Here is a 25,469-nt window from a genome sequence, read left to right on the forward strand (position 1 = left end):
GACTTTGTTGGTAGCGCTAATCGCTCCAATTACATAAAGCCTGCTTGGCGAAAATATAGAGTGTTGCCTATTGCTCACGGCTACTGCCTTTTATTTTTATGCCAACCGTTTTGCTGGCGTGAACCGTAAAAAGACATTAATTCCCCGACAATGGGTTTTGTATTGTCAAAATCTAACAGCGGAAGTCGGTGCCTCCGGCATAATTGTTCAACATCGGCGCGGGCCTGGGCCTGCTTCTCTGCAAAATGCTCACGCAGGGGGCGGTTGCCTGCGTACAAAAATGTGCGCTGGCGGCCATCAGAAATTGTGAGGGACTGATCGGGTAAATGCTGTTCCAGCGGGTCGGTGATTCGCAGTACCTGTAAATCCGCATGTCTCGACAGCAAATATAATGATTGTGAGCAATCCTGATTGAGGTCATGACAATCACTAATAAGAAAAAGTGCACTGCCGGGGCGAGCGATACGGCGGGCTTCCTCCAGCAGAGTCTGCATGGATTGGCTGCCATTCTCGGCGATAGGGCTCTGTAATTTGGATGCTCTGTCCACTGCGCTGTGAATCATCGCTAATACGGCATGGTGGCTGCGTTTTGGGCGCACTGTATCGATGTCGTTATCCGAGAAGAGCAAGGCGCCAATACGATCGCTATGTTGCAGCCCAGCCCAGCCCAGCGCGGCGGCAATGCCGCTCGCTGCTACAGATTTGAAAGCGCGATGGCTACCAAAAAACATCGGTGAGCGCAAATCGAGCAGGATAACAATGGGTCTCTCCCGCTCCTCTTGATACAACTTGGTATGGGTAGTGCCGGTGCGAGCAGTAACACGCCAATCAATTGAGCGCACGTCATCGCCGGCTTGGTAATCCCGTACCTCTTCGAAATTCATACCTCGCCCACGGTAGCGGGTAAGAAGGCTACCAGCCTGGTCGCTACGTACCAGGCGCGGTTTAAAGAGTTGTAGTTGGCGTGCGACATAACGCATTTGTACGAGTGAATTGACTTCCGGATAGGCGCCGCGCAGGTCCAAATCTGATGGAGGTGTTGCTGTGTGCATCAGATAGCCGGCACCTGTTGCAGCAGGCGCTGAATAACCTGGTCGGTAGTGATACCTGCGGCTTCGGCTTCAAAGCTGAGTAGCAAGCGATGGCGTAAAATATCCGGGGCTACATCCATGACATCATCGGGCGTTACAAAATCGCGGCCATCTAACCATGCGCGTGCACGGGCGCAGCGGTCGAGTGCAATTGTTGCCCTTGGGCTTGCACCAAAATCTAGCCATGATGCCAGCTCGCTGTCATACTTCGCCGGCTCGCGCGTAGCAATGACAAGTTGGACAGTATAGGTTTCCACGGCTTCGACCATCTGCATTTCCAGAATCTGGTTGCGAGCCTGAAAAATGGTCTCCTGACTAATGATTTCGGTAGGGCGATTTTCGCCAAGGGTGGCCTCGGATCTGGCCAGGCGCAGGATTTTTGCTTCCGCCTCGGCATCGGGATAGGCAAGATTCACTTGCATGAGGAACCTATCCAGTTGAGCCTCGGGCAGAGGATAAGTCCCCTCTTGTTCAATGGGGTTTTGAGTGGCCATCACTAAAAATAATTGCGGCAGCGGATAGGTTTTTCGACCCACACTAATTTGTCGCTCAGCCATAGCCTCAAGCAGTGCCGACTGTACTTTGGCCGGCGCGCGGTTTATCTCATCCGCCAGGATCAAGTTGTGAAATACTGGTCCCGGTTGAAAATGGAACTCTCCGGTTTCCGGCCGGTAAATGTCGGTACCGGTAATATCAGCCGGCAGTAAGTCTGGCGTGAATTGAACTCGATGGAAGTCACCCTCAATAGCTTCGCCCAGTGTTTTAATCGCCTTGGTTTTGGCCAGGCCTGGCGCCCCCTCGACAAGCAGGTGTCCATCGGCAAGCAGAGCGATAAGAATGCGATTAACCAGCGTTTCCTGGCCTATGATCTGCTCTTTAAGCCAGTCGCCCAGTGCGATGATGTGATCTCTGTTATTCCGGTTTGCTTCCATAGCGTCTCTTCTTCTACAAATGTACCCGCCCTATTCATTCGGGTGGCTATCTACCATCTTTTATATATAGTCGCCGCCAAAGCGGTGGGGCCTGTTGATTTTAACGGCACCAGAGGAAGAGGCAACCACCGCGCCCAAGCCCACTTTTTTGGCGACATTTTTTCGGTGGCACCAGTGCCACTTACAAGGTTACGTGAAAGTTTAATTTTTAGGACTCGTCCCTGCAGCACTTCAGGGATGAGATGACGATCTTTTCGGATCTACAGTCATTGGATTCGATGTGACAAAAATGAGATTGGGAGGTTCCCCGTGAATATGGCGACGGTGATTACCGAAAGCCGTGAAGAATTGGTAGCACAGATTTGTGAGCTGATTCGCGACAAGTTGGCATCTGATGCAGAACCAGTAGTGGCTTTTGCGCAGCAGTTCCTGCACCAGTACCCGCTGGAAGACCTGCAGGGCCGACGCCTGGTAGATATCTACGGTTGTATCTACACCTGGTGGAACTTTATCCAACAACGTTCTGACGGCCTGCCGAAGGTACGGATCTTCAATCCACGCCTGGAAGACGATGGCTGGGAATGCTCGCACACTGTAATTGGGCTGTTGGTGCGAGATATGCCTTTCCTGGTGGACTCGGTGCGTATGGAAGTCAACCAGAGAAACACGGTTATTCATTCCATTAAGAGTACGGTGTTAAAACTAGAGCGCAGTGCCAGTGGCAAATTAAAACACCTACTGCCTCCGCGGGATGAAATTCCAAATCTATCTTTCGACCATGTTACGGCCAAGGATCATAAGCCCGCCAAGGGATCGAAGCTGGTCAGTGAGGCCCTCATTTATATTGAGGTCAATCATGACACTTCCGCCAAGTTTGCCTCTGAACTCAGTGCGGCGCTGAAAGATGTCCTAGGCGATGTAGAGCTGGTAGTGGATGATTATGCGCCGATGCTCGAGACCTGTGGGGGTATGGAAGGGCAGCTGAAAGCCGGGGTCTCGGAGGACGATACCAATCTTCTCGAGGCCTGTGCGTTTCTGCAGTGGATGCGCGATGGCAACTTTACCTTCCTTGGCTACCGGGAATACGAGTTCAGTCAGGTTGATGACAAGAAAATTCTCAGTGAGGTGGAAGATCGCCGCCTGGGTATTTTCAAAAAACTGGAAGAGTCTGCAGCTCCAATGCTCGAAGCTGCCTTTAGCGAGGGTAAGCAGCGCTTTTACCAGGGGCCTAACTATCTGACTTTTGCCAAATCCTCGGTGAAATCCCGTGTGCATCGCAGTGCCTATTCAGATTATGTAATGATCAAACGTTACAACGCCGAGGGTGAGGTAATTGGAGAGTCGGCATTTATGGGGCTATACACTTCCCCTGTGTATACGGAAAGCCCAGCCAAAATTCCGATTATCCGACGTAAGATGGCCTCCATTATTGAGTCCAGTGGCCTTTCCGGTTATGGCCACGATGGCAAGGCGTTGCGCCGTATTTTGGATACCTTCCCCCGCGATGAGTTGTTCCAAAGTAGTAGTCAGGACCTGTTTAAAGTGGTGATGGGTGTGCTCAGTTTGAATGAGCGCGCTCATGTTCGCCTGTTTATGCGTAGAGACCTTTTTGGAAAATTTGTTACGGCCACCGTGTATGTGCCGAGAGATCAATTCAACAGTAACGTACGTGAGTTGATCTGCTCCCATATTTCCAAGGCAATTAAAGCCAAAGAATCGGACTTTACGACTTATTTTTCTGAATCCATTCTCGCGCGTGTGCACTTTGTTTTCCGCATCTCGCCCGATGAACCTGTCGATATAGATGTAGCGCTGTTGGAGGCGCAGATTGTGGATATTACCCGTTCCTGGGAAGACGTTTTTCAAAGATCCTTAGTTGAAAGCAGTGGAGAGGAAGAGGGTAACCGACTTTTCCGTATCTTTGGTCGAGCCTTTCCTGCTGGTTACCGTGAGGATTTTGAGCCGCGTATCGCTGTACAGGATGTGGCAGCAATCCAGAATCTCAACGAAAACAACCGGGTGGCCATGAGTTTCTACCAGCCGGTAGGTGCGGCCCAGGGTAGCTTGCGCTTTAAGGTGTTTAACTGGGGTAGCGGCTTAACCCTCTCCGATGTGATCCCAGTATTGGAAAATCTCGGTCTTAGAGTTATGGGCGAGTTCCCATATACCATTCGCCCTTGTGGCAGTAGTGATGTATGGATGCATGAGTTCCATCTGGAGTTTGGCCTTCCAACAAAAGTTGATGCCCAAGCATCGCGCGGGCTGTTCCAGGATGCATTCGCTGCTATTTGGAATCACACTGCGGAAAGTGATGCTTTTAACCGTCTGGTGCTGGCGGCTCGCCTGAATTGGCGAGAGGTTTCTATGTTGCGTGCCTACGCCCGTTATTTGAAACAAACAAAATCTAGCGCTAGCCAGAGCTTTATTGCTGCGACTTTGGCCAATCAAGTTGAAATTACCCGCAATCTGGTGGCTTTGTTCCGCGCATTGTTTGACCCGCGTCTTAGCAGTGGCAAGCAGGAGCAAACACGAGTTGATCGATTAATCGCTAAGATCCATGACGGTTTGGATGCTGTTGAAAATCTCAACGAAGACTTGGTGCTGCGTCGTTATCTCGAATTGATCCTGGCTACTTTGCGGACCAACTTCTTCCAGGCGGGTGCTGACGGCCAGCCTAAAGACTACATCTCTATTAAATTCAGCCCGCGGGATATTCCCGGTATTCCCGAACCTCGCCCGGAATTTGAAATCTTCGTTTACTCCCCCAGAGTGGAAGGTGTTCACCTGCGCGGTAGTAAGGTAGCCCGTGGCGGCTTGCGTTGGTCCGATCGTTTAGAAGATTTCCGCACCGAGGTGTTGGGGCTGGTAAAGGCCCAGGCTGTAAAAAATGCCGTGATTGTCCCCAGTGGAGCCAAGGGCGGTTTCGTTGTGCGGCGTCCTCCGGCGGATGGCAGTCGCGAAGCCATGCTGGAAGAGGGCATTTCCTGTTACAAAACCTTTATTCGCGGTTTACTAGATATCACCGACAACCTGAAAAATGGTGAGATAGTAGCGCCTAAGCAAGTGGTGCGCAGGGATGAGGATGACCCCTATCTGGTAGTGGCTGCAGATAAAGGAACCGCGACTTTTTCCGATATCGCCAATGGTATTGCTGAGGACTACGGTTTTTGGCTGGGGGATGCCTTTGCCTCAGGTGGTAGTCAGGGTTACGACCACAAGAAGATGGGAATCACCGCGCGCGGTGCCTGGGTATCTGTACAGAGGCACTTCCGCGAGATGGGGGTGGATGTTCAGAAAGAGGACTTCTCTGTCATCGGTATTGGCGACATGGGTGGGGATGTCTTTGGCAACGGTATGTTGCTATCTGAGCATATTCAGTTGAAGGCCGCCTTCAACCACATGCATATTTTTATCGACCCAAGCCCTGATGCAGCGGCTAGCTTTGAAGAACGCAAGCGCCTGTTTGAGCTGCCTCGCTCCAGCTGGAGGGATTACGATCGCACTCTCATTTCCAAAGGGGGCGGTGTTTTTGAGCGCCGGGTGAAGGCAATTAGCATCACACCTGAAATGAAAGAAGCCTTCGATATCAAAGAAGACCGACTCACGCCAAACGAATTAATCAGCGCACTGCTGCGTGCGCCGGTTGATTTAATCTGGAATGGTGGCATCGGTACGTATGTGAAAGCCGGGACTGAATCCGACAGTGAGGTGGGTGACAAATCCAACGACCATCTGCGGGTTAATGGTGCTGAGTTGCGTGCCAAAGTTTTTGGTGAGGGTGGCAACCTTGGTATGACCCAACAAGGACGTATCGAATTTGCCCTCAATGGCGGCCGCTGTAACACCGACTTTATCGATAACGCGGCAGGAGTGGACTGTTCCGACCATGAGGTGAATATCAAGATTCTCCTCGATAAAGTGGTTGCCAACGGTGACTTGACCGAGAAGCAGCGCAATGAGCTGCTGCATGGTATGACAGACTCCGTGAGTGATCTGGTGTTGCACAATAACTATGATCAAACTCGCGCATTGAGTGTGGCGGAATACCAGGTTTCCAAACGCCTTGACGAATACCGCCGCACTATTAATACCCTGGAAGATGACGGTCGACTGAATCGGGCTCTGGAGTTTATCCCCGATAACGAGCAGATTTCCGATCGGGTACATAAGGGGCAGACCCTGACTCGGCCGGAACTTTCCGTTTTGATTTCTTATGTGAAGGTGAAGTTAAAAGAGGAGCTTCAAGAGGCGGAAATCACGGATAACCCACGAGTGCGTGAAGCCGCGGAATCCGCTTTTCCTTCGGCATTGGTGGAGCGTTATAAGGGCCAGGTTTACGAGCACCCCCTACTGCGCCAGATCGTTTCCACCCAGGTGGCCAACGAAATGGTGAACAGCATGGGAATCACCTTCTACAACCGCATCAGCACGGCAACAGGCGCAGATGTCAATGATGTCGCTGCGGCTTATATCAGTGCCCGCGATGTTTATAAGATGGTGGAATTCCAGCAGCAACTGGCTGAATTGGACTACAAAGTACCGGCCGAGCTGCAGACCGAGTTGCTCAACTCCATGATCGGTCGGGTCCGTCGTGCCACCCGCTGGTTCCTGCGCAATCGTCGCAGTGATCTGGAGCCGGGACAAAACTGCGCACTGTTCCAGTCTCAGGTGCAGAGGGTGATCAAGGCCCTGCCGAAAGTCCTGAGTGGTGGTCCGCTGGGTGAGTGGGAACAGCGCTACCAAAAATTATTGGAGGCGGGGCTGCCAGAGGAGATTGCCCTGCTATCAGCATCCCCGACCTACCTTTATTCTGCACTGGGCATTTCCGAATCTGCTTATGCCAGTGACCGCCCTGTAGAAGAGGTGGCCAAAGTCTATTTCAGCCTCTCTGACGAGTTGAATCTACACTGGTTTGGCAATTTGATTGTCGATCTACCGGTGGACAGCTTCTGGCAAGCCCAGGCACGCGAAACGAGTATGGATGACTTAGACAGCCAGCTCGCCACCCTGGCAGTGAATATCCTGCGCCTTGCCACTGTGGAGAAATTGGACGTAGATAGTGCAATGTTGCGCTGGGGCGCTATTATGGCGCCGGCTATTCAGCGTTGGCACAACATGATTGCCGAGCTGAAGGCAGCTGCCGTCGGTGATTTTGCGATGTTTACAGTAGCGCTGCGCGAGTTGATGTACCTTGCCCACGCAACTGCAGACCGCGAAACCCTGGCTGAGTAGGCCGAAGTGAGTTCGGGAAATAGCGCTAGGGAGTTAGTTCTCCTTGGCGCTATTTCACGGGTGGCAATGAAATTCTATCCCCGTTCGTTTACTCCTGGCGGACGGGTTCAGTCCCCACGTAAGGAAAGGTATGTATTCAACTCTGCGTAAAGCTCTGTTTGCGCTCGATCCCGAGCGGGCCCACCACCTCTCTCTGGATGCAATTGGTGCCGTTGAGCGCCTTGGCCTGATGTCTTTTTTCAAACAGGCAGTCGCTCACGACCCGGTAGAGCTGATGGGGTTGACCCTACCAAACCCTGTTGGTCTGGCTGCAGGATTGGATAAGAATGCCCAGGCTTTTAACGGTTTGGGTGCTTTGGGTTTCGGTTTTGTTGAAGTTGGCACCGTGACTCCGCGCCCACAGCCGGGCAACCCGTTGCCACGACTGTTCCGTGTGGAAGAGGCGGGTGCCATTATCAACCGTATGGGGTTTAACAACCTGGGAGTTGACTACTTAATCGACAGAGTGAAGCACCGCCGTTACAGAGGTGTTTTGGGAATCAATGTTGGTAAAAACTTCGACACTCCGGTAGAAAAGGCGGCGGATGATTACCGGCTCTGTATGGAAAAGGTGTATCCCTATGCGGATTACATCACCGCCAATGTTTCTTCGCCGAACACCAAGGGGCTGCGGGACCTGCAGTTTGGTGAGAGCCTCAACAGGCTGCTGGGAAGTATCAAGGAGAAGCAGGCGGAACTGGCCCAAAAGAGCGATCGCTACGTGCCCGTTGCGGTAAAAATCGCGCCAGATATCGAAGGGGATGCCATAGAGCAGATCGCCGAGGCTCTGTGCGAATACGGTATTGATGGCGTCATTGCCACTAATACCACCATTGATAAGTCATCTGTGGCTAATCTGCCCCATGGTAACGAGCAGGGTGGGCTGAGTGGTAAGCCTCTGCAGCACCGCTCCACGGAGGTTATTGCGCAGCTGTCGAAGGCTCTGGACAAGCAGATCCCTATTATTGGTGTTGGGGGTATCTTCGACGGTGACAGTGCAGCAGAAAAAATTCGCGCAGGGGCAACTGCCGTACAGGTTTATACCGGGTTTATATACCGGGGACCGCAGCTTGTTCGCGAAGCGGTGGAGTCTATAGCTATGGAGCGTCGCCGCTCAGCTGGTGAATAGCGTCAGTATTGCCTGGTCCTATAAAACTAGATTGAGATGTTGAATTTCATCTTTATGTCGAACGGGTTCAGAGGGATGCAGGTGTAGCCTGGTGGTGGTCTTGTAAAAGGTGCAGGTGAACCTGCACCTTTCCCGCAGGCTAAATAGTACTCCAGCCGTCTGGATATTGGATATCGGTGGAAATGGCGCCATAGATTTCCAGTTTTTGCGCCTTGGTAGTCCTGTCAAAGCCATTCCAGTAATCTTCCCGCCCTTCACGCCAGCCGTTAACCCATTCCTGGTGTGGGTCATTTTCGACAAAGGGACAGCTATCAATAGACTTATTGTTCAGGGCTGCCAAATACCCTTTGTAGAAAGCCCTGTCGGCGTGATTGCGTTTTTGGCGTTTCATCTATACGGCACCTCTGCTTGTAGATTTACGAACTGCGGCGCAGTCCGTTGGATGCTTATTACGGTTTTGTTGCATCGACAATTAAAGCTTAGCGAAACTTTTACGCGGGCAGTTGTGTGACTCCTATCGCTTCCCACATAGCAAGAATATGGTGGAGACAGCAAAAACGGAAAACGGCTGGGCGTCGCTCTTAAGATATCTACAGAGAGGCATTTAAAAGTGGGGGTGACTGTGTAGACACTAGCAAGATATCCCGACTACATAGGCTCCGCCGCTACAAAGTGGGATAATCACGCCAGAAAATCTGGCCTGTTGAGGGGAATACTGACCTCCGGGTATGTCTACCAGGCTCTTGAAAATCTAATTTGCGCCAAGGGGCGCCATATTTATCCCCCTGATGCTAGGGGTTATCGAGTAAAAGTTTTGATCGACTCACGTATAGAAGAATTTAAGTTTACTGCGACATGTCCGAAAGGATTGGAAAGCTTACTTGCTGTAGAGCTTGGGTCTCTGGGGGCTAAGGTCCTTCGGGAGCAGCCTGCGGCTATACATTTTGCAGGCTCCTTGAAGCTTGCTTATCGTTGCTGTCTGTGGAGTCGCCTGGCAAACCGGATTTTGCTGCAACTCGATCAGGTTCGCATCGGTGATGCTGAAGACCTCTACCGGGCGGTGGCTGCACAGCCTTGGGAGGAGCATATTGGCCCTTCGGGCAAACTGTGGTTGCAGTTTTCGGGGACAAATCGGGAAATCCGTAATAGTCAGTTCGGAGCCCAAAAAACAAAAGATGCCATCGTTGATCGCTTGCGTGATAAAACCGGGGCGAGACCGAGTATTGATAAGCACAATCCCGACCTGACTGTGGCTTTGCGACTGCAGCGGGACAGGCTGGATATTGCCATAGACCTCAGTGGGGATAGCTTGCATAAAAGGGGCTACCGAACGCATATCGGTGCTGCCCCCCTCAAGGAAAACCTGGCTGCAGCCCTATTGTTGCGCGCTCGTTGGCCGCAGATTGCGGCTGAGGGCGGGGCTCTGCTGGATCCAATGTGTGGTTCGGGCACTATTTTGATTGAAGCGGCCATGATGGCTGCTGATATTGCTCCGGGTCTCTTCCGTGAGAGTTTTGGTTTTGAGCGCTGGCTCAACCATCAGAGCGATATTTGGAATGAGCTTCGTGAAGAGGCTCTACAGCGTCGCATTGCCGGTTTGGAGAAGCCTTTGCCGGAAATTCGCGGTTATGATGCCGATGCAAGGGTGCTATTTGCTGCCGAAGCCAATATTGATAGGGCGGGACTCGAGCGCCAGGTGCGGGTGAGTTGCCGGCCGGTCGCCGCATTCAAGGTTCCGAGTCATCGAGAGATCAATACTGGTTTGGTATTGACCAACCCCCCCTATGGTGAACGCCTTGGTGAACAGGAGGCTCTGCGAGAAACCTACGCGGAGTTGGGTAAGCAGTTAAAGGCGGAGTTTCCCGGTTGGCAGGTGGGAATTTTTACCGGCAACCCTGAGTTGGGATATTCCACCGGGCTACGCTCTCACAAGCACTACCAGTTGTATAACGGCTCAATCCCCAGTCAGTTGTTGTTGTTTCAGGTGCGCGAACAGGGGGAGCAGGCCGAGAGCGCACCCAAGGAACGCAAGCTTTCCCCGGAAGCTGAAATGGTGGCCAATCGATTGCGCAAAAATTTGCGCACAACAGGCAAGTGGGCATCTAGAAACGCTATTGACTGTTATAGGCTCTACGATGCTGATTTACCGGAGTACGCCGCCGCAGTAGATTTATATCGCACCTTAGAGGGGGAGCTCTACGCTCACCTTCAGGAGTACCGCCCGCCGGCCAGTATTGATGAGGGTAAGGCGCGCAACCGGTTAAGGGATCTGTTGAGAGCCGTGCAATCCGTTTTGGAGCTGCCTAGAGGGAAAATTAGTATTAAGGAGCGTCGCCGCCACAGCCATAAAGGTGGCCATAAGGGCGCTGGCCAGTATCAAAAACAGGTTGACGAAAGGGCTAGCTTGCAGGTGCAGGAGTACGGCGCTGAGCTGGAAGTGGATTTATGGCGCTACTTGGATACAGGGCTGTTCCTAGACCATCGTCCGGTGAGAAAGCACCTGCGCGAAATATCCTCTGGGAAGAAATTTCTCAACCTGTTTTGCTATACCGCAACGGCCACTGTACAAGCTGCTTTGGGTGGCAGCATGCAAAGTACCAGTGTGGATATGTCCAAAACCTATCAATCCTGGGCTGCGCGAAACTTCCGTGCAAATGGTATAGATCCCTATAAGCACCAGCTGGTGGAAGCTGATTGCCTGCAGTGGTTGGCATCGGCTCAACAAAATCGCAAAGGCCATTACGACCTGATCTTCCTCGATCCCCCGAGCTTTTCCAATTCGGCCAAAATGCGCGGGGTGCTGGATATTCAGCGCGACCACGCCAAGCTGATCAGCCAATGCATGGCATTATTGGCCCCGGGGGGCACTCTGATTTTTTCCAATAATTTGCGCAGTTTTAAAATGGATGTGGCGATTACTGATGCCTTTGCCGTGCGGCCTTTACAGTTGTTGGATAAGGATTTTCAACGCAACCCTAAAATCCACAACGTTTGGGAAGTTCGGGCTAAGTAGTGGGAGTTGGCTGCTAACCTAGGGTCTGAATGATGCAGTGAGTTAATGCGGCACAGGGAGGTGTTACCGCTGCTGGCAGTCATTGGGTTAGATTATAAAGAATTTCTGTATCACTATTTGGTTGGTGTAAATCAAAAGCTACAGCCCCAATGAAAAACAGGGTTATTTTTTGCTTCGAAAGTAGCCTGGGGTCGGTCAATAAAGTTCCATAACAATCCGCATTCCTACATCCCTTGCACGACTATTTTCATTGAGGCCCTTGCGATAATCTGCCCCAATTCTGCTAGACGGGTCCCGCATTGAGCCACCGCGAACGCTGCGTAACTGACAGTTTTTGATTTTCAGTGGTGCAGATGTGTTGTGGTTTTTATCGTAACCGGGTTGGTAACAGTCTTGCACCCACTCTGCCGCGTTGCCGGCCGTATCGTATAGTCCAAAAGGGTTGGCTTGGTAATTCGCTACCGGTCCGGTTTTCGTGATAAAGAGACTGTTAAATTCACTGTCACATCCGCGCCTGCAATTGGCTTTTCCCCTTGCATCACTGCTTTTCCACCAGAAAGGTTGGTCAGTGCCCGCGCGGGCTGCATATTCCCATTCGGCCTCGCTGGGCAAACGATATTTTTGTCCCGTTTGCTCTGAAAGCCACTCAACATATTTTTGTGCATCCCGCCAGGTAATATTGGTGACCGGTCGCCTCCCTCGGCCCCAGCCTGAGTCACTGGGCTGATTGGTCCCTGTGGCGAGAGCAAAGCGGTCGTAATCCTCAAAAGTGATTTCTTGAGTTGAAATGGCAAACGGTTTGGGAATTTTTACTTGGTGCTCGGGGCGGCTATTACTGCGCTTATTGCTGCCCATCATAAATTCTCCCGGGCCTACTACGATCATCTGAGGGCCCTCACCGCCGGAGGAGAGCTTGGAGCGTATTTTCTTTCCGGCAAAATAGGCTTTTTGTAGCTTTACAGAAAGCTGGTGGTTCTGATCCTCGATAATGATCCAGTCACGATAGCGGTCATAGCCGGGTTTGCTGACCTCTACATCGTATCGCCCGGGCTCTAGTTGAATGCCCGGTGCATAGCGCGGGCTTATATTCATAATACGCACGCGGGCATCTTCGGGTTCAGTTTTGACCGTAAATGTAAACTTTGGTACAGAGTTTGGTTGCTCCTGTGAAATCACAACCGAGGTTTCGGTGGGTAGATTGCCCGATAGTGAATTATCCGAGGATTGGTTGCTTATGGAATCATCTTGAGAGATCTCCTGCCCTTGTGTCTGTACCAGATCTTTAACTGGAGGCTTCTCTACATCTCTGACTTGTACTTCTTCAGAGCGATCGGCGCTGGGCGTAGTATCGGAGGTATGGCGTCTTGCGCTGTCGGATAAAGTGATCTGGCTAAGCCAAGTTTCCTTACCACTGAAAGTGCTATGAACGCTCCAGCCAAAGAGTAGCGTAATGGCGGTGATGGCGGTTAGTGCCCATGGGCGCCTGTGCTTTGTTGGTTCACTGACCAGCTGTCGTAAACGCACCAGGGTATCCTGATCTTTACGTACGGAGTCCACTTGCTGAGGGTTTTCCAGTCTCACCTGCCAGCCTTTAATAAAGCGATCCCGGAGGCTGCTCAACAGAGTGAGAAAAAGTGCACGGGCCAAACTGGAAACACCGACAGAGGCGTTGTTTAACTGGCTGATTTGCTGGCTGGGCTTGCCGGCTAGGGTTGCAACTAACTGATCGGTTGCATCTGCGACATCCAAGCCCCGTTGAAATCGTTTGGCCGGCTCTTTGGCCAGGGCGCGATCAATGATCGGCTGGTATAGCGCGTGCCGAGCAGGTAACTTGGGGATGGGGTCGGTCAGGTGCTTGATGGCAATAGCCACCGCTTCCTCTGCTTGGTAGGGGACGGCACCAGTGAGCATTTCATACAAGACAACACCTAGGCTGTAGAGATCGGCCCGGCCGTCAATAGCATTACCTCTGGCCTGCTCGGGGCTCATATAGTGTGGTGTGCCTACCACCATGCCGCTATTGGTCATTCTTGTGGTATGTGCAACAGCGCGCGCCACGCCAAAATCACTCAATACGGCAGAGCCATCCTCCCGAAACAGTATATTTTCTGGTTTTAGGTCCCTGTGCACATACCCCTTGCTGTGGGAGTGGTCCAAGGCCATGGCGATTTGGCGTACAACATTGAGGGCTTCCAGTGGCTCCAATGGCCCTTTGGCGAGTCTTTCAGAAACAGAGCCCCCAGCCATATAGTCCATGGCGATATAGTTAAGGCTGCGATAGCGTCCAATATCATGGATGCCAACGATATTTGGATGGGAGAGCTGTCCGACAATGTTGGCTTCCCGTTGAAATCGCTCACTGAAAATTGGGTCGGCATTGAGAACCGGCGACATAACCTTGAGGGCCACTTGTCGACCGACACTGCGCTGAATGGCTAGGTATACCGTGGACATGCCACCCTGGTTAATTTTGCGGAGAATGCGATAGCCGGGGATTTGTAGCGACGAATTGCCACTCTTTACGAGCTCCATGGTGTGTTATGGCCTCGTTAAAATAGCTGGAATATTCCGCCTGCCAGTGCGGCAATTGCTCCGCAAGCAGCAAGTAAGACCAGAAGTGGTCGCCAGCTTCTATTGCTTTGGCTGTCACTATTAGTTTCGTTTTGTGCAGTGCTGTTGTGAGATTCTTGCGAAAAGCTTGGGGGAGGGGCGATAGCTGGTGCTTCGATAATTTGAACGGTGATATTGTCCTTGCCACCGGCATCAAGGGCTGCGTTTATGAGAAGCTCAACTATTTGGTGGTTATTGGGGGTTTCAGCGATGATCCGGTTTATTTTTTCATTGGGTACTTCGGAACTGAGTCCATCGCTGCAAAGTAGAAGTTTTTGTCCTGAGCTCCAGCGATGAGATACCCGGTCAACTTCGAGCTTGGGGTTGGTACTACCGCCGATACATCGGGTAATAACGTGGCGATTTGGATGGGTTGCGGCTTCCTCTGAGTTGATGGCACCAGAATCCATCAGCATCTGAACATAGGAGTGATCACTTGTCAGTTGGCTGAGTTCGCCGTTTTTGTCGCCCGGTGTCCAGAGGTAAGCTCGGCTATCTCCAACCCAATAGATGTGATAGTAATCGCCTTCCTCGGCGAGCACTACTGCGGTTGAGCCCATATTGGCAGTGCTGTGCTCATCACCAAGCAGTAGGGCGTGGGCCCTTTGTAGGGCGCGTTCATAGTGGCGGTCAGTTGACGCGCACTGTTGGATTTCTTCTACTACGGTCTGGCTGGCAATCTCTCCGGCGTGGTGCCCGCCCAAACCATCGGCGACAACCCAAATGCCTTTTTCTTCATCTGCCCAATAGGCATCTTCATTCTGCTCTCGCCGGTAGCCGGGATGAGTGGCGCCAGCGCTACGTGTAGCACTTGGGGTGTGTTGAACTACTTCGCTGTGCCGCGATACCTCGCGAACTTTGGCTTCACTCACTGGTGTGCAACTACCTGTTATGGTTTCTCATCGTAACTGACGGTGATAGCCGATTTGGCAAAGATCCGTCTTTTCCTTGTGGTGCTGCAAGTGTACTTTACCCAACGACACCATTGGCAGCTGAATTGGTCACCCCTGCCTGAGCCGGATATTAGACCTTTGCGCCATTGTAAGCTGCAAACCCAATCACACGCTAATGATATTGCCCGTGTTAAACTCGGTTTTATCTTCAATCTGCAAATTTTTTTCAGGTTTTACTGTTACTTGGGACAGTCCCTTTATTTAGGCTGCCCTATATTCAGTCTCCTTAGGGCTGAGGAGCGTGATCAATGCTAAAACTTTGTGATGTAAACGATTCTGGCCAGAGTGTTTGGCTGGTGGCTCCCGGTGTAACGGTGGGGCGTGATCAGGGTTGTGATCTGTGTATACCGGATGACTCGATTGCGAAGTTACATCTAAAGATCGCGATTAAGGGGGGGCAGCTTACCCTGGGGAATGTTTCTGGAGACTCCCATGTATTGGTTAATGGGAAGCCGATAGCATCAGCCTGTCGAATCAAGCTGAACGATCAGATAACAATCGGTACTCGAACACTACAAATTATTGACCCCAAAGTAACAAAACTTAATTCGAGCAAGTCGAAAAATACCGCCTGGGCGCTACGAGCAAATCACAAGGCAATAGCGGGGAAAGTGTTTCCTGTAAAAGGGGGCGCGGTGGTAGGGCGCTCTGAGGAGTGCGATATCACGTTTTCCTTGTCACACCTTTCGCGTCGCCATGCAAGGTTGGAGGTGCGTGAAGGGTTGCTGTTCGCAATTGATCTCGGCTCGGCCAACGGGACATTCGTCAATGGTCGACGGATCACGGAAAGCCGTGTGCGAAGAGGCGATGAGCTGCGGTTTGATTCGTTGAGTTTTTCTGTTGTGGGCCCTGTGGATGATCTTGATCGCACTGCAGTGCGCCCTGCAATCTCTTCACATCTTATGAAGTCTCCAAAAATTGGCTCAGGTGAAGTGGCAGCTGAAGATGTCACTCAGAGATCCTTCTCGGCTTCTATCGCCGGGCTGCGGGAAGAGAGCCCAAGTTTGGCTGAGCCCCAGGAGGAAAAACTTCAGCCACGTATCCCTATAAAAGCCTTGGGCTTGACTCTGTTATTGGTTGCCGGTGCTGCCGGATATTTTTGGGTTAATAACCAGGGAGTGTTCTCATGAGTTCGTCCCGTGAATTGCTGCTCTATACCACCCTTGGATGCAGCCTGTGCGAAAAGGCCAAGCTGGAAATATGGCCCCTGCTAGAGCAGTTTGGGTTGCGTTTAAGGGAGGTAGATATTGCAGATGATGACAATTTATTCGAGCGCTTTAGTCTTTTGATACCCGTGGTGGGGCTCGGTGATCCTGAAGACACTTATGCATGGCCCTTTCAGCAATCTCAGCTGCAAGCCTGGTTAGCCAAACGAATTGGTTAGGCGCCCTTCATTTATTGGGAGATAACTCCCACCTTAAGTCCTAATGACTCGGGTGCCCAAGGGGGGCTCTATTCCTATTTAAACGGTATCAACGTTAGGGCAGAGGTTTGTAAGGTTATTCTGAGGCACCTTAAAGTTTATTCCCTGCCTCATGCGCCTTGAGAAGTTGCAGCTTGGTGCCGCTCCGATAGGCATAAATTACCGTATAAGCGAGTACATTCTGTACATAATTCCTTGTTTCACTATAGGGAATCGTCTCGATCCAGACATCGTGTGGCAGACGCTGACGAGTCTCCTTTAACCACTTGGCAACCCGCGTTGGCCCCGCGTTGTAAGCGGCAGCGGCGAGGAAGCGATTGTTATCGAATCGATTTAACAGGGTGCTCAGGTAAAAGCTGCCAAGGGCAATATTAGTTTTGGGGCTTAGTAGATCCCAGCTGCGTCGATAGCGTACACCGGCGCGCTTTGCCGTTGCGCGTGCGGTAGAGGGTAGCAATTGCATTAGGCCCAATGCGCCAGACCGTGATTTGGCGTCGTGGCTGAAGTGGCTTTCCTGGCGGGCAACTGCGTAAATCATATAGGGCTCTAGAGGCGTGCTCTGCCGTCCAACCTGCTCACTTACACTTTCTACAATATCGGCAAAGGCCAGGGGGAAGCGGAGTTCCAGATCATCCAGGTAGTCTGCCGCAAGAACAGATTGAATGGATTTGTGATACCAACCCCATGCGCTTGCCACTTTGCCCGCGGCTAATAGCTCCTCGTGATCCATTTCCCGAGTAGCGTAGCTCCACTCACGCCGAGCATGGAATAGTTCACCAATAGCCTGCAATTCACGTGCCCTTTGTAAGCCGGTGTGCTGGGCCATCTGCTGTACTTGAATTGGCGTGATTGGCGCGGGACGATCTACAAAGCTGTAATTTTGTCCGAGGGTATCGGCAGCAAGGAAACCGTAATAACTGCGTTCCCGTGCAGCTTTTCGATAGAGCAGGGAGGCTGCGCCAGACTGCGCTTTACCATAAAGTTCTTCCAGTGAGCGGGCTTTCCAGTAGAGCCAGCGATCGCGCTGTTGCCGTTCGAGTGGCAGGCGATCAATCCAAAAGGCAACCTGCTCCCAGTCGAGCTCTCGCAGGGATTGCCGCGCCAGCCATTCAATGGAATATCCATCATCCATTGTGTGATTTTTGGTCAGTTGTAGCAGTCCCTGGGTATCGTCTTGACGAGCAAATTGTCGAGCCAGATGGCGGAGCATATTGGCTTGCTCCTTATCGTTAAACAGGAGGCTGGCACTATAGCGCTGCCATGCCTGTTCAGCGACGGCTGCATCTTCCCTAGCTAATCGATGCAATCCATGCAGAATGATTTCCCTATGATGCTCCGGTGACTGTAAGAAGCGGGGGTAATTGAGAAGAAGCTTGGGTGATTTGTGCACCTCCCTTAGCAGGGCTGCTCTTTGTTGGAAGGGTTTGTCCATTTTCCTGGCGATATAGGAAGCGAGTTCTAGGTTATCCTCTTCTAGGGTGAGTAAATGGCGGGACCAAATCTTTTCTTGGGTTAAGCCGCCATTGCGCTTCCAGCGGGCAAAAACTGGGTCACACTCCTCTACTTGTGAGTGCCCAACCAGCCAGAGCTCGGTGGTTACTTGATCGGCATTGTCTTTGCTGCCATGGCGAAACAGTGCGTCGGCATAATAGCAACGCAGTGCCGCGCGCTTGTGTTTCTCAGGTTGAAAATATTTTAGGTAGGTCTGAAATTGTCTCTGTTGCCCCAGCTCTCTAAGTAACCTAATACGCATCCAGTCACCCACCGCTGTTCCCTGATTCTCAACGAGAAAGCGATCAATATCTTTTAGGGGCAATTGGCGTAATTTTCTTCCGATCGTCCAGTAGTCGAGATAGGGCACTAGAGGGTAATTCGCCAACTTGGCTTTCAATTGCTTTAACTGTTTTTTATTGCCGTATTTGATCGCTATCCTGGCTTGTTGTAATAGCTGGCGCTGGTTGGATATACCTGTGGCTGGCTTGTCTTGCTGAGACAACTCCTTCGATGATGCTTGTGGCTCTGCCTGGGCGCTGAGGCAGATCCAGACCATTAAAGGGGCAATAAACTGGAAGAGTCTACTTGTGCTAACTGACATGACAGTAACCCCAAAGTTGAGTCTGGTCGCGCAAGTTTATGAGACGGCTTGGCAAAAAAGCGTAAAATAGCGAATTTTTCACAGGACCCGAAGTATCAATTTTCGTTTCATTCAACTAACTAGCGAGAATGTTAACCGGGTCTGTTAATTGTAGTGCCTAATTATGTTGCTTCTATTGGATGGGGTCAGTCTGCGTTACGGGACCCAGGTACTTGCTGAAAACGTCAGTGCAAAAATTGAGCGGGGCGATCGTATTTGCCTTGTTGGCCGCAATGGAGAGGGTAAGTCCAGCCTGTTGCGTTTAATTGCGGGGCAGGTGGACCCAGATGCTGGGGAGATTGTGCGCGCGAGTGGGATGGTTATGGCAACCCTTGAGCAGGAGTTGCCCGCAGGCTGTCTCGACTCTGTCTACCGATATGTTGCCGAGGGTCTGGGCCCTATAGGGGGGGTATTGGCTGGTTATCGGGAGGACCCATCGGCCGAGCTACAGGCCAAAATTGAAGCGGAGCACGGCTGGGATCTCCTGCCTAGAGTCGATAGTGTGCTCGACCGCCTCGGCTTGAGTCCCGATGAATCCGTGGCTGATCTCTCTGGAGGTTGGCAGCGCCGTGCAGCTCTCGCGCGCGCACTGGTTACAGAGCCCGATTTGCTCATTCTCGATGAGCCCACCAACCATTTGGATATTGCCGCTGTGGAGTGGTTGGAAGGGTTCCTCGATACTTTTAGAGGCGCGTTATTGTTCGTCAGCCACGATCGTGCTTTGGCGCAGCGGTTGGCCAGTACAGTCTGGGATTTGGATCGTGGATACCTACGGGTTTTTCGCTGCAAGTTTGGGCGTTACCAGGAAGAAAAAGAGAAACTTTTAGAAGAAGAGGCCAGGAACGAAGCGCTATTCGACAAAAAGCTAGCCCAGGAGGAAGCCTGGATTCGCCAGGGTATCAAGGCGCGACGCACCCGTAATGAAGGGCGGGTTCGGGCCTTGCAAGGACTCAGGCGCCAGAGAGAGGCGCGCCGAACTCAACAGGGCATTGCCAGAATGTCTCTCGATAGTGGAGAAACATCCGGTAAGTTGGTGGCTGAGCTTAGTAACGTTACCTTTGCCTACCCCAATGAGTCCCCCCTGATTCGCGACCTTTCATTTACCTTAATGCGCGGTGATAAGGTGGGATTGATTGGTCCTAATGGAGTTGGTAAAAGCACCTTAATTCGAGTGTTGCTCGGGGACCTTCAGTCTCAGTCTGGTCAGGTGCGTTTGGGTACAAAGCAGCAGGTAGCCTACTTTGATCAGCGCAGGGACCAATTAAATCCTGAACTTACCGTATTGGATAATGTTGGTGGAGGGCGCGACTCTGTCACCATTGGCGGCAAAAGCCGCCACATCATGTCCTATTTATCCGATTTCCTCTTTAGCGGTTTGAAAGCGCGGACCAAGGTAAGTGCGTTGAGTGGTGGTGAGCGCAATAGGGCTCTTCTGGCGAAATTATTCAGTCAGCCAGCCAATATTCTGGTGCTCGATGAGCCGACCAACGACCTGGATGTAGAAACCCTGGAGCTGCTTGAAAAGTTACTTTTGGAATTCACAGGCACAGTGTTATTAGTCAGTCACGACCGTGCATTTCTCGATAATGTTGTGGATTCCTGTCTGGCCTTCGAGGGAGATGGTCGTATCCGAGAGTATGTGGGTGGTTATGCGGACTTCATTCGCCAGGGAGGTAGTTTTGAACAGGAGTCAAAAGAGGAAAAAGTCCCCGAAGGCAAGGTGAAAGCGAAGCCGGTCGAAGCGGACAAGCCTCAGGTTAAGAAAAAGAAGCTCAGCTATAAGCTGCAACGTGAACTGGATGGCTTACCAGCCTTGATCGAACAGCTTGAAGTTGAAATTGGCGCTATAGAGGCTGAAGTAGCAGACCCTTCTTTTTACCAACAGGAGCAAGCCCAGGTGCAAAACCGGCTCAATTTACTGGCGGAGAAACAAACTCAATTAGAGACCGCTTTTGATCGATGGTCGGAGTTGGAGGGGGGCGAAGAGTAAGGCTTGAGCATTGGAGAGAAGTGGTGCCATGCACCCCTTCTCTCGCCGAAAGAGGGGGCTTACTCTTCGTCCACATATACCCTGACAGCTAAAACATCGCACTTGGCGCCGTGAAGAACCCCATTAGAGGTTGAGCCCAGCAGAAGAGCCAGGCCATGGCGTCCATGGCTACCGATAACAATAAGATCGACTTCTAGATCTTTGGCTAGGCGATGTATCTCGGTGGATGGTTGGCCCAAAATTACATGCTGTCGTTCAGTGGGGATATTCAGCGGTAGAGCGGCTTTGTGAAGCTGTTCCTTGGCCTGTCTCTGCAGCTGATCCTGTACCTCTGATAAATCCATGGGGATATCCCCACCATAGGCAAATGTCAGTGGCTCAATGGCATGCATCAAGCTGATTTCGGCATTGAAAGCTTCAGCGAGGGAGGCCGCTTTTTCCAGTACTTGTGAGGATTCTTCCGAGAGGTCCAGGCCCACCAATATTCGTTCATATTTCGCCATTTTCCATTAGCTCCTGTCTTTTCTATTTGCCCAGTGGGGCCTCTTACGACAGCTATTTTCAGTCTATCGCAAAAAAAACTGTTTGACATGGATCATATATGGCGCCGCAGAATAGGCCGTTTGTAAAACCATCACAAGGAACTTTTATGTCCGAATGGCTACCGGTAATCATAATTGGCTTTGCTATTGCCCTGGTGCTGGGGCCAGTGATGTGGCTGAAGCCCAATCAGCGCGACAGCCGTCTGGCTGATTTGCGTGGCCGTGCCGCCAGGGCAGGTATTACCGTGCAAATTCAAGCCTTACCTGAAGCTTTGGGGGAGGGGACCGCAGCGGTTTATTACTATCGGTGGAAGGATAGAAAGCGTCTACAGATTGGTTGGAAGCTACAGCGCCAGCGGATTACGCACGAAATGAATTTTGCCGGTAGTTGGGATTGGGGCAACAGTGTGAGAGCCCCCCAGGCAGCATGGCAGCAATTGCACCAGTTGTTGGATAGCTTGCCGGCGGATTGCTGTGCGATTATCGCAACCGATGTCGGATTGGGCGTGCAATGGCAGGAAAACGGTGGGGTCAAAGCTTTTTCGCAGCTGTCTGAGAGTTTGGCGGAGTACACCCCTCTTATAGAAGAATCTGTACGCAAGATCAGTCCCATTAAGCTCCCAGAAGACTAGGGCGACAGGCATTTTAGCGGGCTGCTCAAATAGGGAAAATTGTCACAATTTTACCCTTTTCTGGGGGTGAAATTTGGCGAATAAGCACTAAAAGTTGTCAGCTTTGCTTGACCGCGCCTTGACTGAGGCTTATATATTCGCGCAGCGTAGGCCCGATTGATGGGCCTGAAATGCTTCGGATAGCAGTAAATCTTTCATTTGAAATCAAAGGCTTATGGGTAAATCACTGGTCATCGTCGAATCACCGGCCAAAGCGAAAACCATCAATAAATATCTCGGCAAGGACTTTGTTGTTAAGTCTAGCGTCGGTCATATTCGCGATTTGCCAACCGGTGGCGGCAACAAACAGCCCGTTGACGCAAAAGAACGGGCAAGGCGTGCGGCAGAGACTCGTAAGCTTTCCCCTGAGGCGAAAGAGGCTTACAAGCGCAAGAAAAATCGTGCGCAGCTGATCAAGCGCATGGGGATCGACCCGGATAATAGCTGGCAGGCTCACTACGAAATTTTGCCAGGCAAGGAAAAAGTAGTTAGCGAGTTGCAAAAGCTGGCTGAGAATGCTGATCACATTTATCTGGCAACGGATTTGGACCGCGAGGGAGAGGCGATCGCCTGGCACTTGCGGGAAGCAATTGGCGGTAATGACGAACGCTATCGCCGAGTGGTTTTTAATGAAATCACTAAGTCCGCGATCCAGGAGGCGTTCAAAGATCCCGGCCGCCTGAATATCAATCGGGTTCATGCCCAGCAGGCTCGCCGATTCCTCGATCGTATTGTTGGCTATATGGTCTCCCCACTATTGTGGGAGAAAGTTGCCCGAGGACTCTCTGCTGGCCGGGTGCAGTCAGTGGCAGTTCGTCTCGTGGTAGAGCGCGAACGTGAGATCCGCGCTTTCATTCCTGAGGAGTACTGGACGCTTTTCGCTGATACCGCTACCAGCAAAGCGAACAAGCTGCGGCTAGAGGTTAAAAAACAAGCTGGTGAAACTTTCCGCCCCACCAATGAAGCCGATGCGAATAGCGCGGTGAAATTGCTTCAGGGTAGTGAGTTTGTTGTTAGCGGTCGTGACGATAAGCCTACCAGTTCCAAGCCTAGTGCTCCCTTTATTACTTCGACACTGCAGCAGGCGGCTAGTAATCGCCTCGGTTTCAGTGTCAAGAAAACCATGACCCTTGCACAGCGTCTCTACGAAGCCGGTCATATTACATACATGCGTACCGATTCGACCAATCTAAGTAAAGAGGCGGTTGAGTCGGCCCGGCAATATATCGGTGAGAATTTTGGCGATAAGTATCTGCCAGAAAAGCCCGTTAGTTATAGCAGCAAGGAGGGAGCGCAAGAGGCTCACGAGGCAATTCGTCCCTCCGATGTACGTGTTGCCCCCAATATGCTCTCAGGTGCGGAGCGGGATGCGGAGCGGGATGCGGAGCGGCTCTACAATCTGATTTGGCAGCAGTTCGTCGCCTGTCAGATGACCCCAGCAAAATACACTTCAACCTCAATTGTGGTGAGTGCCGGTGACTTTGAGTTGCGTGCTCGCGGCAGGGTGATTCGTTTTGATGGCTTTCTCAAAGTTGCCCCTCCTGCGGGCAAGAAAGATGAAGATCTGCTGCTGCCTGATGTTCAGGTTGGCGATAAGCTGTCTCTGCAGCAGCTGGACCCGAAACAACATTTCACCAAGCCTCCGGCTCGTTTTAGCGAAGCCGCTCTGGTGAAAGAGCTGGAAAAGCGTGGTATTGGCCGGCCCTCAACCTATGCTTCTATTATTTCCACAATTCAGGATCGGGGCTATGTGCGGCTTGAGAACCGCCGTTTTTATGCGGAAAAAATGGGTGATATTGTCACCGACCGCCTCAGTGAAAGTTTTAAAAATCTGATGGACTACGGTTTTACCGCAAGCCTAGAGGAATCTCTGGATGCGGTTGCCGATGGCGATAAAGGTTGGAAGCAGTTACTCGACGAGTTTTATCAGGATTTCTCTTCTCGGTTGGAAAAAGCTCAGTCCAGTGATGCGGGTATGCGGCGCAACACGCCGACAGATACCGATATCGAGTGCAGTAAGTGCGGTCGCCATATGCAGATCCGCACAGGTTCTACCGGTGTATTCCTTGGTTGCTCCGGTTACGCGCTTCCTCCTAAGGAACGCTGCACCAACACGATGAATCTGGTCTCAGGCGATGAGGCCGTGGACGCGGATAAGGACGAAGATGCCGAAACCCGCCAGCTGCGGGAGAAGCGCCGCTGTCCCAAGTGCGGCACGGCGATGGATAGTTATCTGCTTGATGAGCAGAGAAAGCTACATATCTGCGGAAATAACCCAGACTGTAATGGTTACGAGGTAGAGCAGGGCACGTTCAAAATTAAGGGCTACGACGGTCCGATTATTGAGTGTGATAAGTGCGGTAGCGACATGCAGCTGAAGTCAGGTCGTTTTGGTAAATACTTCGGCTGTACTAACGAAGCCTGTAAGAATACCCGCAAGCTATTGAAAAATGGCCAGCCGGCGCCACCCAAAATGGATCCGGTTCCTATGCCGGAGTTGGCTTGCCTGAAGGTTGAGGATCATTACATTCTCCGCGATGGTGCCTCCGGATTATTCCTGGCCGCCAGCCAGTTTCCGAAAAACCGTGAGACCCGTGCCCCGCTGATAAAAGAGCTACTGCCTCACCAAAGTGAGATTGACCCTAAGTACAGCTTCTTGTTCTCGGCTCCTTCACAGGATGATCAGGGGCGAGATACCGTAGTTCGTTTCAGCCGTAAGACCCAAGAGCAGTATGTTCAGTCCGAGGAGGATGGAAAGGCCACGGGTTGGAAGGCTTTTTACCGGGATGGCGCCTGGAAAGTCGAAGCGGCGGCCAAGAAAAAGCCGGCAGCTAAGAAAGCGGCGGCAAAAAAGTAAATGAGTAACCCCTATACCGGCCTAGTCACTTCGGCATTGCGTAAGAGCCAGCTGCTGGCCACAAGTAGTTATGACTCTACTATTCAGCGAATAGCCCTGGAAGAAGGTGCTTTGTTGCAGCTGTGGAAAGCCTATCAGGCTTTCCTGGCTGAACTGTCACACCAGCTGCAATTGGGTTTTGAGCCGGAGTCTGTAAAGGTTATTTTAGATAGCCTGAACAGTCAGGGGAGAGCGAGCCTTGAAGTAGGTGAACTGCAGTTATTGCTCTCAGAGCCAGGGAGTTGGCTTAGCGAATTATTACGCGCGTGGAACCAGCTCTTAAGGCTGCCTACATTAGCGGAGGAAAAAGGGCAAGCTGATAACCTTATTCCGACCCACAATATCGCCGGACCAGTACCAATTGAGCTTTCTTTTGAAGCGCTGCTTAAATGGCACAAAGCTCTCAGTGAGCTGATACTTAGACAGCGTGCCAATCTCGAGGAGTGCTAAGAGGGCTCCGCTACCTTTCTATTCATCTTTTTGCGCCCACTGAAACTTCTAAATTGCCTGTGGTACACTGGGCGCAAACTGATGTGCAGTGAAGGGAAAGCAAATGTCCTCCGAAACTTTTGAGATTATCGAGTTGGCCAATGGCGATGTGGCTCTGCGCCGTGCCGGCCATGAGGAGGACCCTCTGGTGAGTATTCGTTTCTCAGCCGAGAGTCTCCAATTTTTGCGAAAGCACAAGGTAGCAGTAGCCCGGGCCATGTTAGAGGCGGGTATAGAAGCCGTGCAAAATCTCGATGACCTGGAGCCAGGTTACTTTGAAGAGGAAGAGTCGATGCCGGTTAACCATACGATTCACTAATCTATG

17 protein-coding genes are annotated in these 25,469 nt (G+C 51.6%); 10 read left to right on the forward strand and 7 right to left on the reverse strand.

Features of this window, described 5'->3' with window-relative positions; all coding sequences use genetic code 11:
• Positions 1–80: 80 nt before the first annotated feature.
• Both ACJJIT_RS07720 and ACJJIT_RS07725 read right to left on the reverse strand, forming a co-directional pair.
• Positions 81–1,052, reverse strand: coding sequence for a DUF58 domain-containing protein (locus ACJJIT_RS07720; RefSeq protein WP_444884590.1), 972 nt, complete (start codon positions 1,050–1,052; stop codon positions 81–83).
• A complete protein-coding gene (locus tag ACJJIT_RS07725) occupies positions 1,052–2,023 on the reverse strand; it encodes an AAA family ATPase (RefSeq protein WP_444884591.1) in 972 nt (323 codons plus the stop codon). Before ACJJIT_RS07725 ends, ACJJIT_RS07720 begins: the two co-directional genes overlap by 1 nt.
• A 315-nt stretch (positions 2,024–2,338) precedes the next feature.
• On the opposite strand from ACJJIT_RS07725, the gene ACJJIT_RS07730 reads away from it, so the two are divergent.
• Together ACJJIT_RS07730 and ACJJIT_RS07735 are read left to right on the forward strand one after the other, a co-directional pair.
• On the forward strand, positions 2,339–7,255 hold the full coding sequence (locus ACJJIT_RS07730; RefSeq protein ID WP_444891735.1) for an NAD-glutamate dehydrogenase: 4,917 nt from the start codon (positions 2,339–2,341) through the stop codon (positions 7,253–7,255).
• Between the two features lie 130 nt (positions 7,256–7,385).
• Positions 7,386–8,423, forward strand: coding sequence for a quinone-dependent dihydroorotate dehydrogenase (locus ACJJIT_RS07735; protein ID WP_444900554.1), 1,038 nt, complete (start codon positions 7,386–7,388; stop codon positions 8,421–8,423).
• Between the two features lie 139 nt (positions 8,424–8,562).
• Here ACJJIT_RS07735 and rmf read toward each other — a convergent pair whose 3' ends face one another.
• Positions 8,563–8,814 (reverse strand): ribosome modulation factor, encoded by a 252-nt coding sequence (rmf, locus tag ACJJIT_RS07740; protein WP_444884593.1) that lies wholly within the window; start codon positions 8,812–8,814, stop codon positions 8,563–8,565.
• Between the two features lie 438 nt (positions 8,815–9,252).
• On the opposite strand from rmf, the gene rlmKL reads away from it, so the two are divergent.
• On the forward strand, positions 9,253–11,436 hold the full coding sequence (rlmKL, locus tag ACJJIT_RS07745) for a bifunctional 23S rRNA (guanine(2069)-N(7))-methyltransferase RlmK/23S rRNA (guanine(2445)-N(2))-methyltransferase RlmL (protein ID WP_444900904.1): 2,184 nt from the start codon (positions 9,253–9,255) through the stop codon (positions 11,434–11,436).
• 195 nt (positions 11,437–11,631) lie between these two features.
• On the opposite strand, the gene ACJJIT_RS07750 is transcribed toward rlmKL, so the two are convergent.
• Entirely contained in the window at positions 11,632–13,968 is a 2,337-nt protein-coding gene (locus ACJJIT_RS07750) for a bifunctional serine/threonine-protein kinase/formylglycine-generating enzyme family protein (RefSeq protein WP_444900555.1), read from the reverse strand.
• Positions 13,969–13,985: 17 nt separating this feature from the next.
• Complete coding sequence (locus ACJJIT_RS07755) at positions 13,986–14,918, reverse strand: PP2C family protein-serine/threonine phosphatase (protein WP_444900556.1); 933 nt, start codon at positions 14,916–14,918, stop codon at positions 13,986–13,988.
• A 329-nt stretch (positions 14,919–15,247) separates the two neighbouring features.
• Between ACJJIT_RS07755 and ACJJIT_RS07760 the strand changes: the two genes are divergently transcribed.
• Both ACJJIT_RS07760 and ACJJIT_RS07765 read left to right on the forward strand, forming a co-directional pair.
• Positions 15,248–16,129, forward strand: coding sequence for an FHA domain-containing protein (locus ACJJIT_RS07760; RefSeq protein ID WP_444900557.1), 882 nt, complete (start codon positions 15,248–15,250; stop codon positions 16,127–16,129).
• Positions 16,126–16,383, forward strand: a complete 258-nt coding sequence (locus tag ACJJIT_RS07765; protein ID WP_444900558.1) for a glutaredoxin family protein — start codon at positions 16,126–16,128, stop codon at positions 16,381–16,383. The genes ACJJIT_RS07760 and ACJJIT_RS07765 overlap by 4 nt, the downstream gene beginning before the upstream one ends.
• A 130-nt stretch (positions 16,384–16,513) precedes the next feature.
• Here ACJJIT_RS07765 and ACJJIT_RS07770 read toward each other — a convergent pair whose 3' ends face one another.
• Positions 16,514–18,517 (reverse strand): transglycosylase SLT domain-containing protein, encoded by a 2,004-nt coding sequence (locus ACJJIT_RS07770; protein WP_444900559.1) that lies wholly within the window; start codon positions 18,515–18,517, stop codon positions 16,514–16,516.
• A gap of 163 nt (positions 18,518–18,680) precedes the next feature.
• Here ACJJIT_RS07770 and ACJJIT_RS07775 point away from each other — a divergent pair, with 163 nt between their 5' ends.
• Entirely contained in the window at positions 18,681–20,546 is a 1,866-nt protein-coding gene (locus ACJJIT_RS07775) for an ATP-binding cassette domain-containing protein (RefSeq protein WP_444900560.1), read from the forward strand.
• A 59-nt stretch (positions 20,547–20,605) separates the two neighbouring features.
• Here the strand turns inward: ACJJIT_RS07775 and ACJJIT_RS07780 are convergent, their stop codons facing one another.
• On the reverse strand, positions 20,606–21,049 hold the full coding sequence (locus tag ACJJIT_RS07780; RefSeq protein ID WP_444884600.1) for a universal stress protein: 444 nt from the start codon (positions 21,047–21,049) through the stop codon (positions 20,606–20,608).
• Positions 21,050–21,195: 146 nt separating this feature from the next.
• Here ACJJIT_RS07780 and ACJJIT_RS07785 point away from each other — a divergent pair, with 146 nt between their 5' ends.
• The 4 genes from ACJJIT_RS07785 (at position 21,196) to ACJJIT_RS07800 (ending at position 25,463) form a co-directional block, all read left to right on the forward strand.
• On the forward strand, positions 21,196–21,720 hold the full coding sequence (locus ACJJIT_RS07785; protein WP_252081966.1) for a hypothetical protein: 525 nt from the start codon (positions 21,196–21,198) through the stop codon (positions 21,718–21,720).
• 214 nt (positions 21,721–21,934) lie between these two features.
• On the forward strand, positions 21,935–24,616 hold the full coding sequence (gene topA, locus ACJJIT_RS07790; protein ID WP_444900561.1) for a type I DNA topoisomerase: 2,682 nt from the start codon (positions 21,935–21,937) through the stop codon (positions 24,614–24,616).
• Positions 24,617–25,105 (forward strand): DUF6586 family protein, encoded by a 489-nt coding sequence (locus ACJJIT_RS07795; protein ID WP_444900562.1) that lies wholly within the window; start codon positions 24,617–24,619, stop codon positions 25,103–25,105.
• 103 nt (positions 25,106–25,208) lie between these two features.
• Positions 25,209–25,463: a hypothetical protein gene (locus ACJJIT_RS07800; protein ID WP_152453256.1), complete on the forward strand. Its 255-nt coding sequence runs from the start codon at positions 25,209–25,211 to the stop codon at positions 25,461–25,463.
• The last annotated feature ends 6 nt before the right edge of the window (positions 25,464–25,469 follow it).

The sequence above is a fragment of the Microbulbifer mixtoriginis (SeqCode) genome, from assembly GCF_052467515.1.

Excerpts from the sequence above, each read along its gene's own strand:
- ACJJIT_RS07720 (WP_444884590.1), bottom strand. The coding sequence starts at position 1,052 with ATGCACACAGCAACACCTCCATCAGATTTGGACCTGCGCGGCGCCTAT.
- ACJJIT_RS07725 (WP_444884591.1), bottom strand. The coding sequence starts at position 2,023 with ATGGAAGCAAACCGGAATAACAGAGATCACATCATCGCACTGGGCGAC.
- ACJJIT_RS07730 (WP_444891735.1), top strand. The coding sequence starts at position 2,339 with ATGGCGACGGTGATTACCGAAAGCCGTGAAGAATTGGTAGCACAGATT.
- ACJJIT_RS07735 (WP_444900554.1), top strand. The coding sequence starts at position 7,386 with ATGTATTCAACTCTGCGTAAAGCTCTGTTTGCGCTCGATCCCGAGCGG.
- rmf (WP_444884593.1), bottom strand. The coding sequence starts at position 8,814 with ATGAAACGCCAAAAACGCAATCACGCCGACAGGGCTTTCTACAAAGGG.
- ACJJIT_RS07750 (WP_444900555.1), bottom strand. The coding sequence starts at position 13,968 with ATGGAGCTCGTAAAGAGTGGCAATTCGTCGCTACAAATCCCCGGCTAT.
- ACJJIT_RS07760 (WP_444900557.1), top strand. The coding sequence starts at position 15,248 with ATGCTAAAACTTTGTGATGTAAACGATTCTGGCCAGAGTGTTTGGCTG.
- ACJJIT_RS07765 (WP_444900558.1), top strand. The coding sequence starts at position 16,126 with ATGAGTTCGTCCCGTGAATTGCTGCTCTATACCACCCTTGGATGCAGC.
- ACJJIT_RS07770 (WP_444900559.1), bottom strand. The coding sequence starts at position 18,517 with ATGTCAGTTAGCACAAGTAGACTCTTCCAGTTTATTGCCCCTTTAATG.
- ACJJIT_RS07775 (WP_444900560.1), top strand. The coding sequence starts at position 18,681 with ATGTTGCTTCTATTGGATGGGGTCAGTCTGCGTTACGGGACCCAGGTA.
- ACJJIT_RS07780 (WP_444884600.1), bottom strand. The coding sequence starts at position 21,049 with ATGGCGAAATATGAACGAATATTGGTGGGCCTGGACCTCTCGGAAGAA.
- ACJJIT_RS07785 (WP_252081966.1), top strand. The coding sequence starts at position 21,196 with ATGTCCGAATGGCTACCGGTAATCATAATTGGCTTTGCTATTGCCCTG.
- topA (WP_444900561.1), top strand. The coding sequence starts at position 21,935 with ATGGGTAAATCACTGGTCATCGTCGAATCACCGGCCAAAGCGAAAACC.
- ACJJIT_RS07795 (WP_444900562.1), top strand. The coding sequence starts at position 24,617 with ATGAGTAACCCCTATACCGGCCTAGTCACTTCGGCATTGCGTAAGAGC.
- ACJJIT_RS07800 (WP_152453256.1), top strand. The coding sequence starts at position 25,209 with ATGTCCTCCGAAACTTTTGAGATTATCGAGTTGGCCAATGGCGATGTG.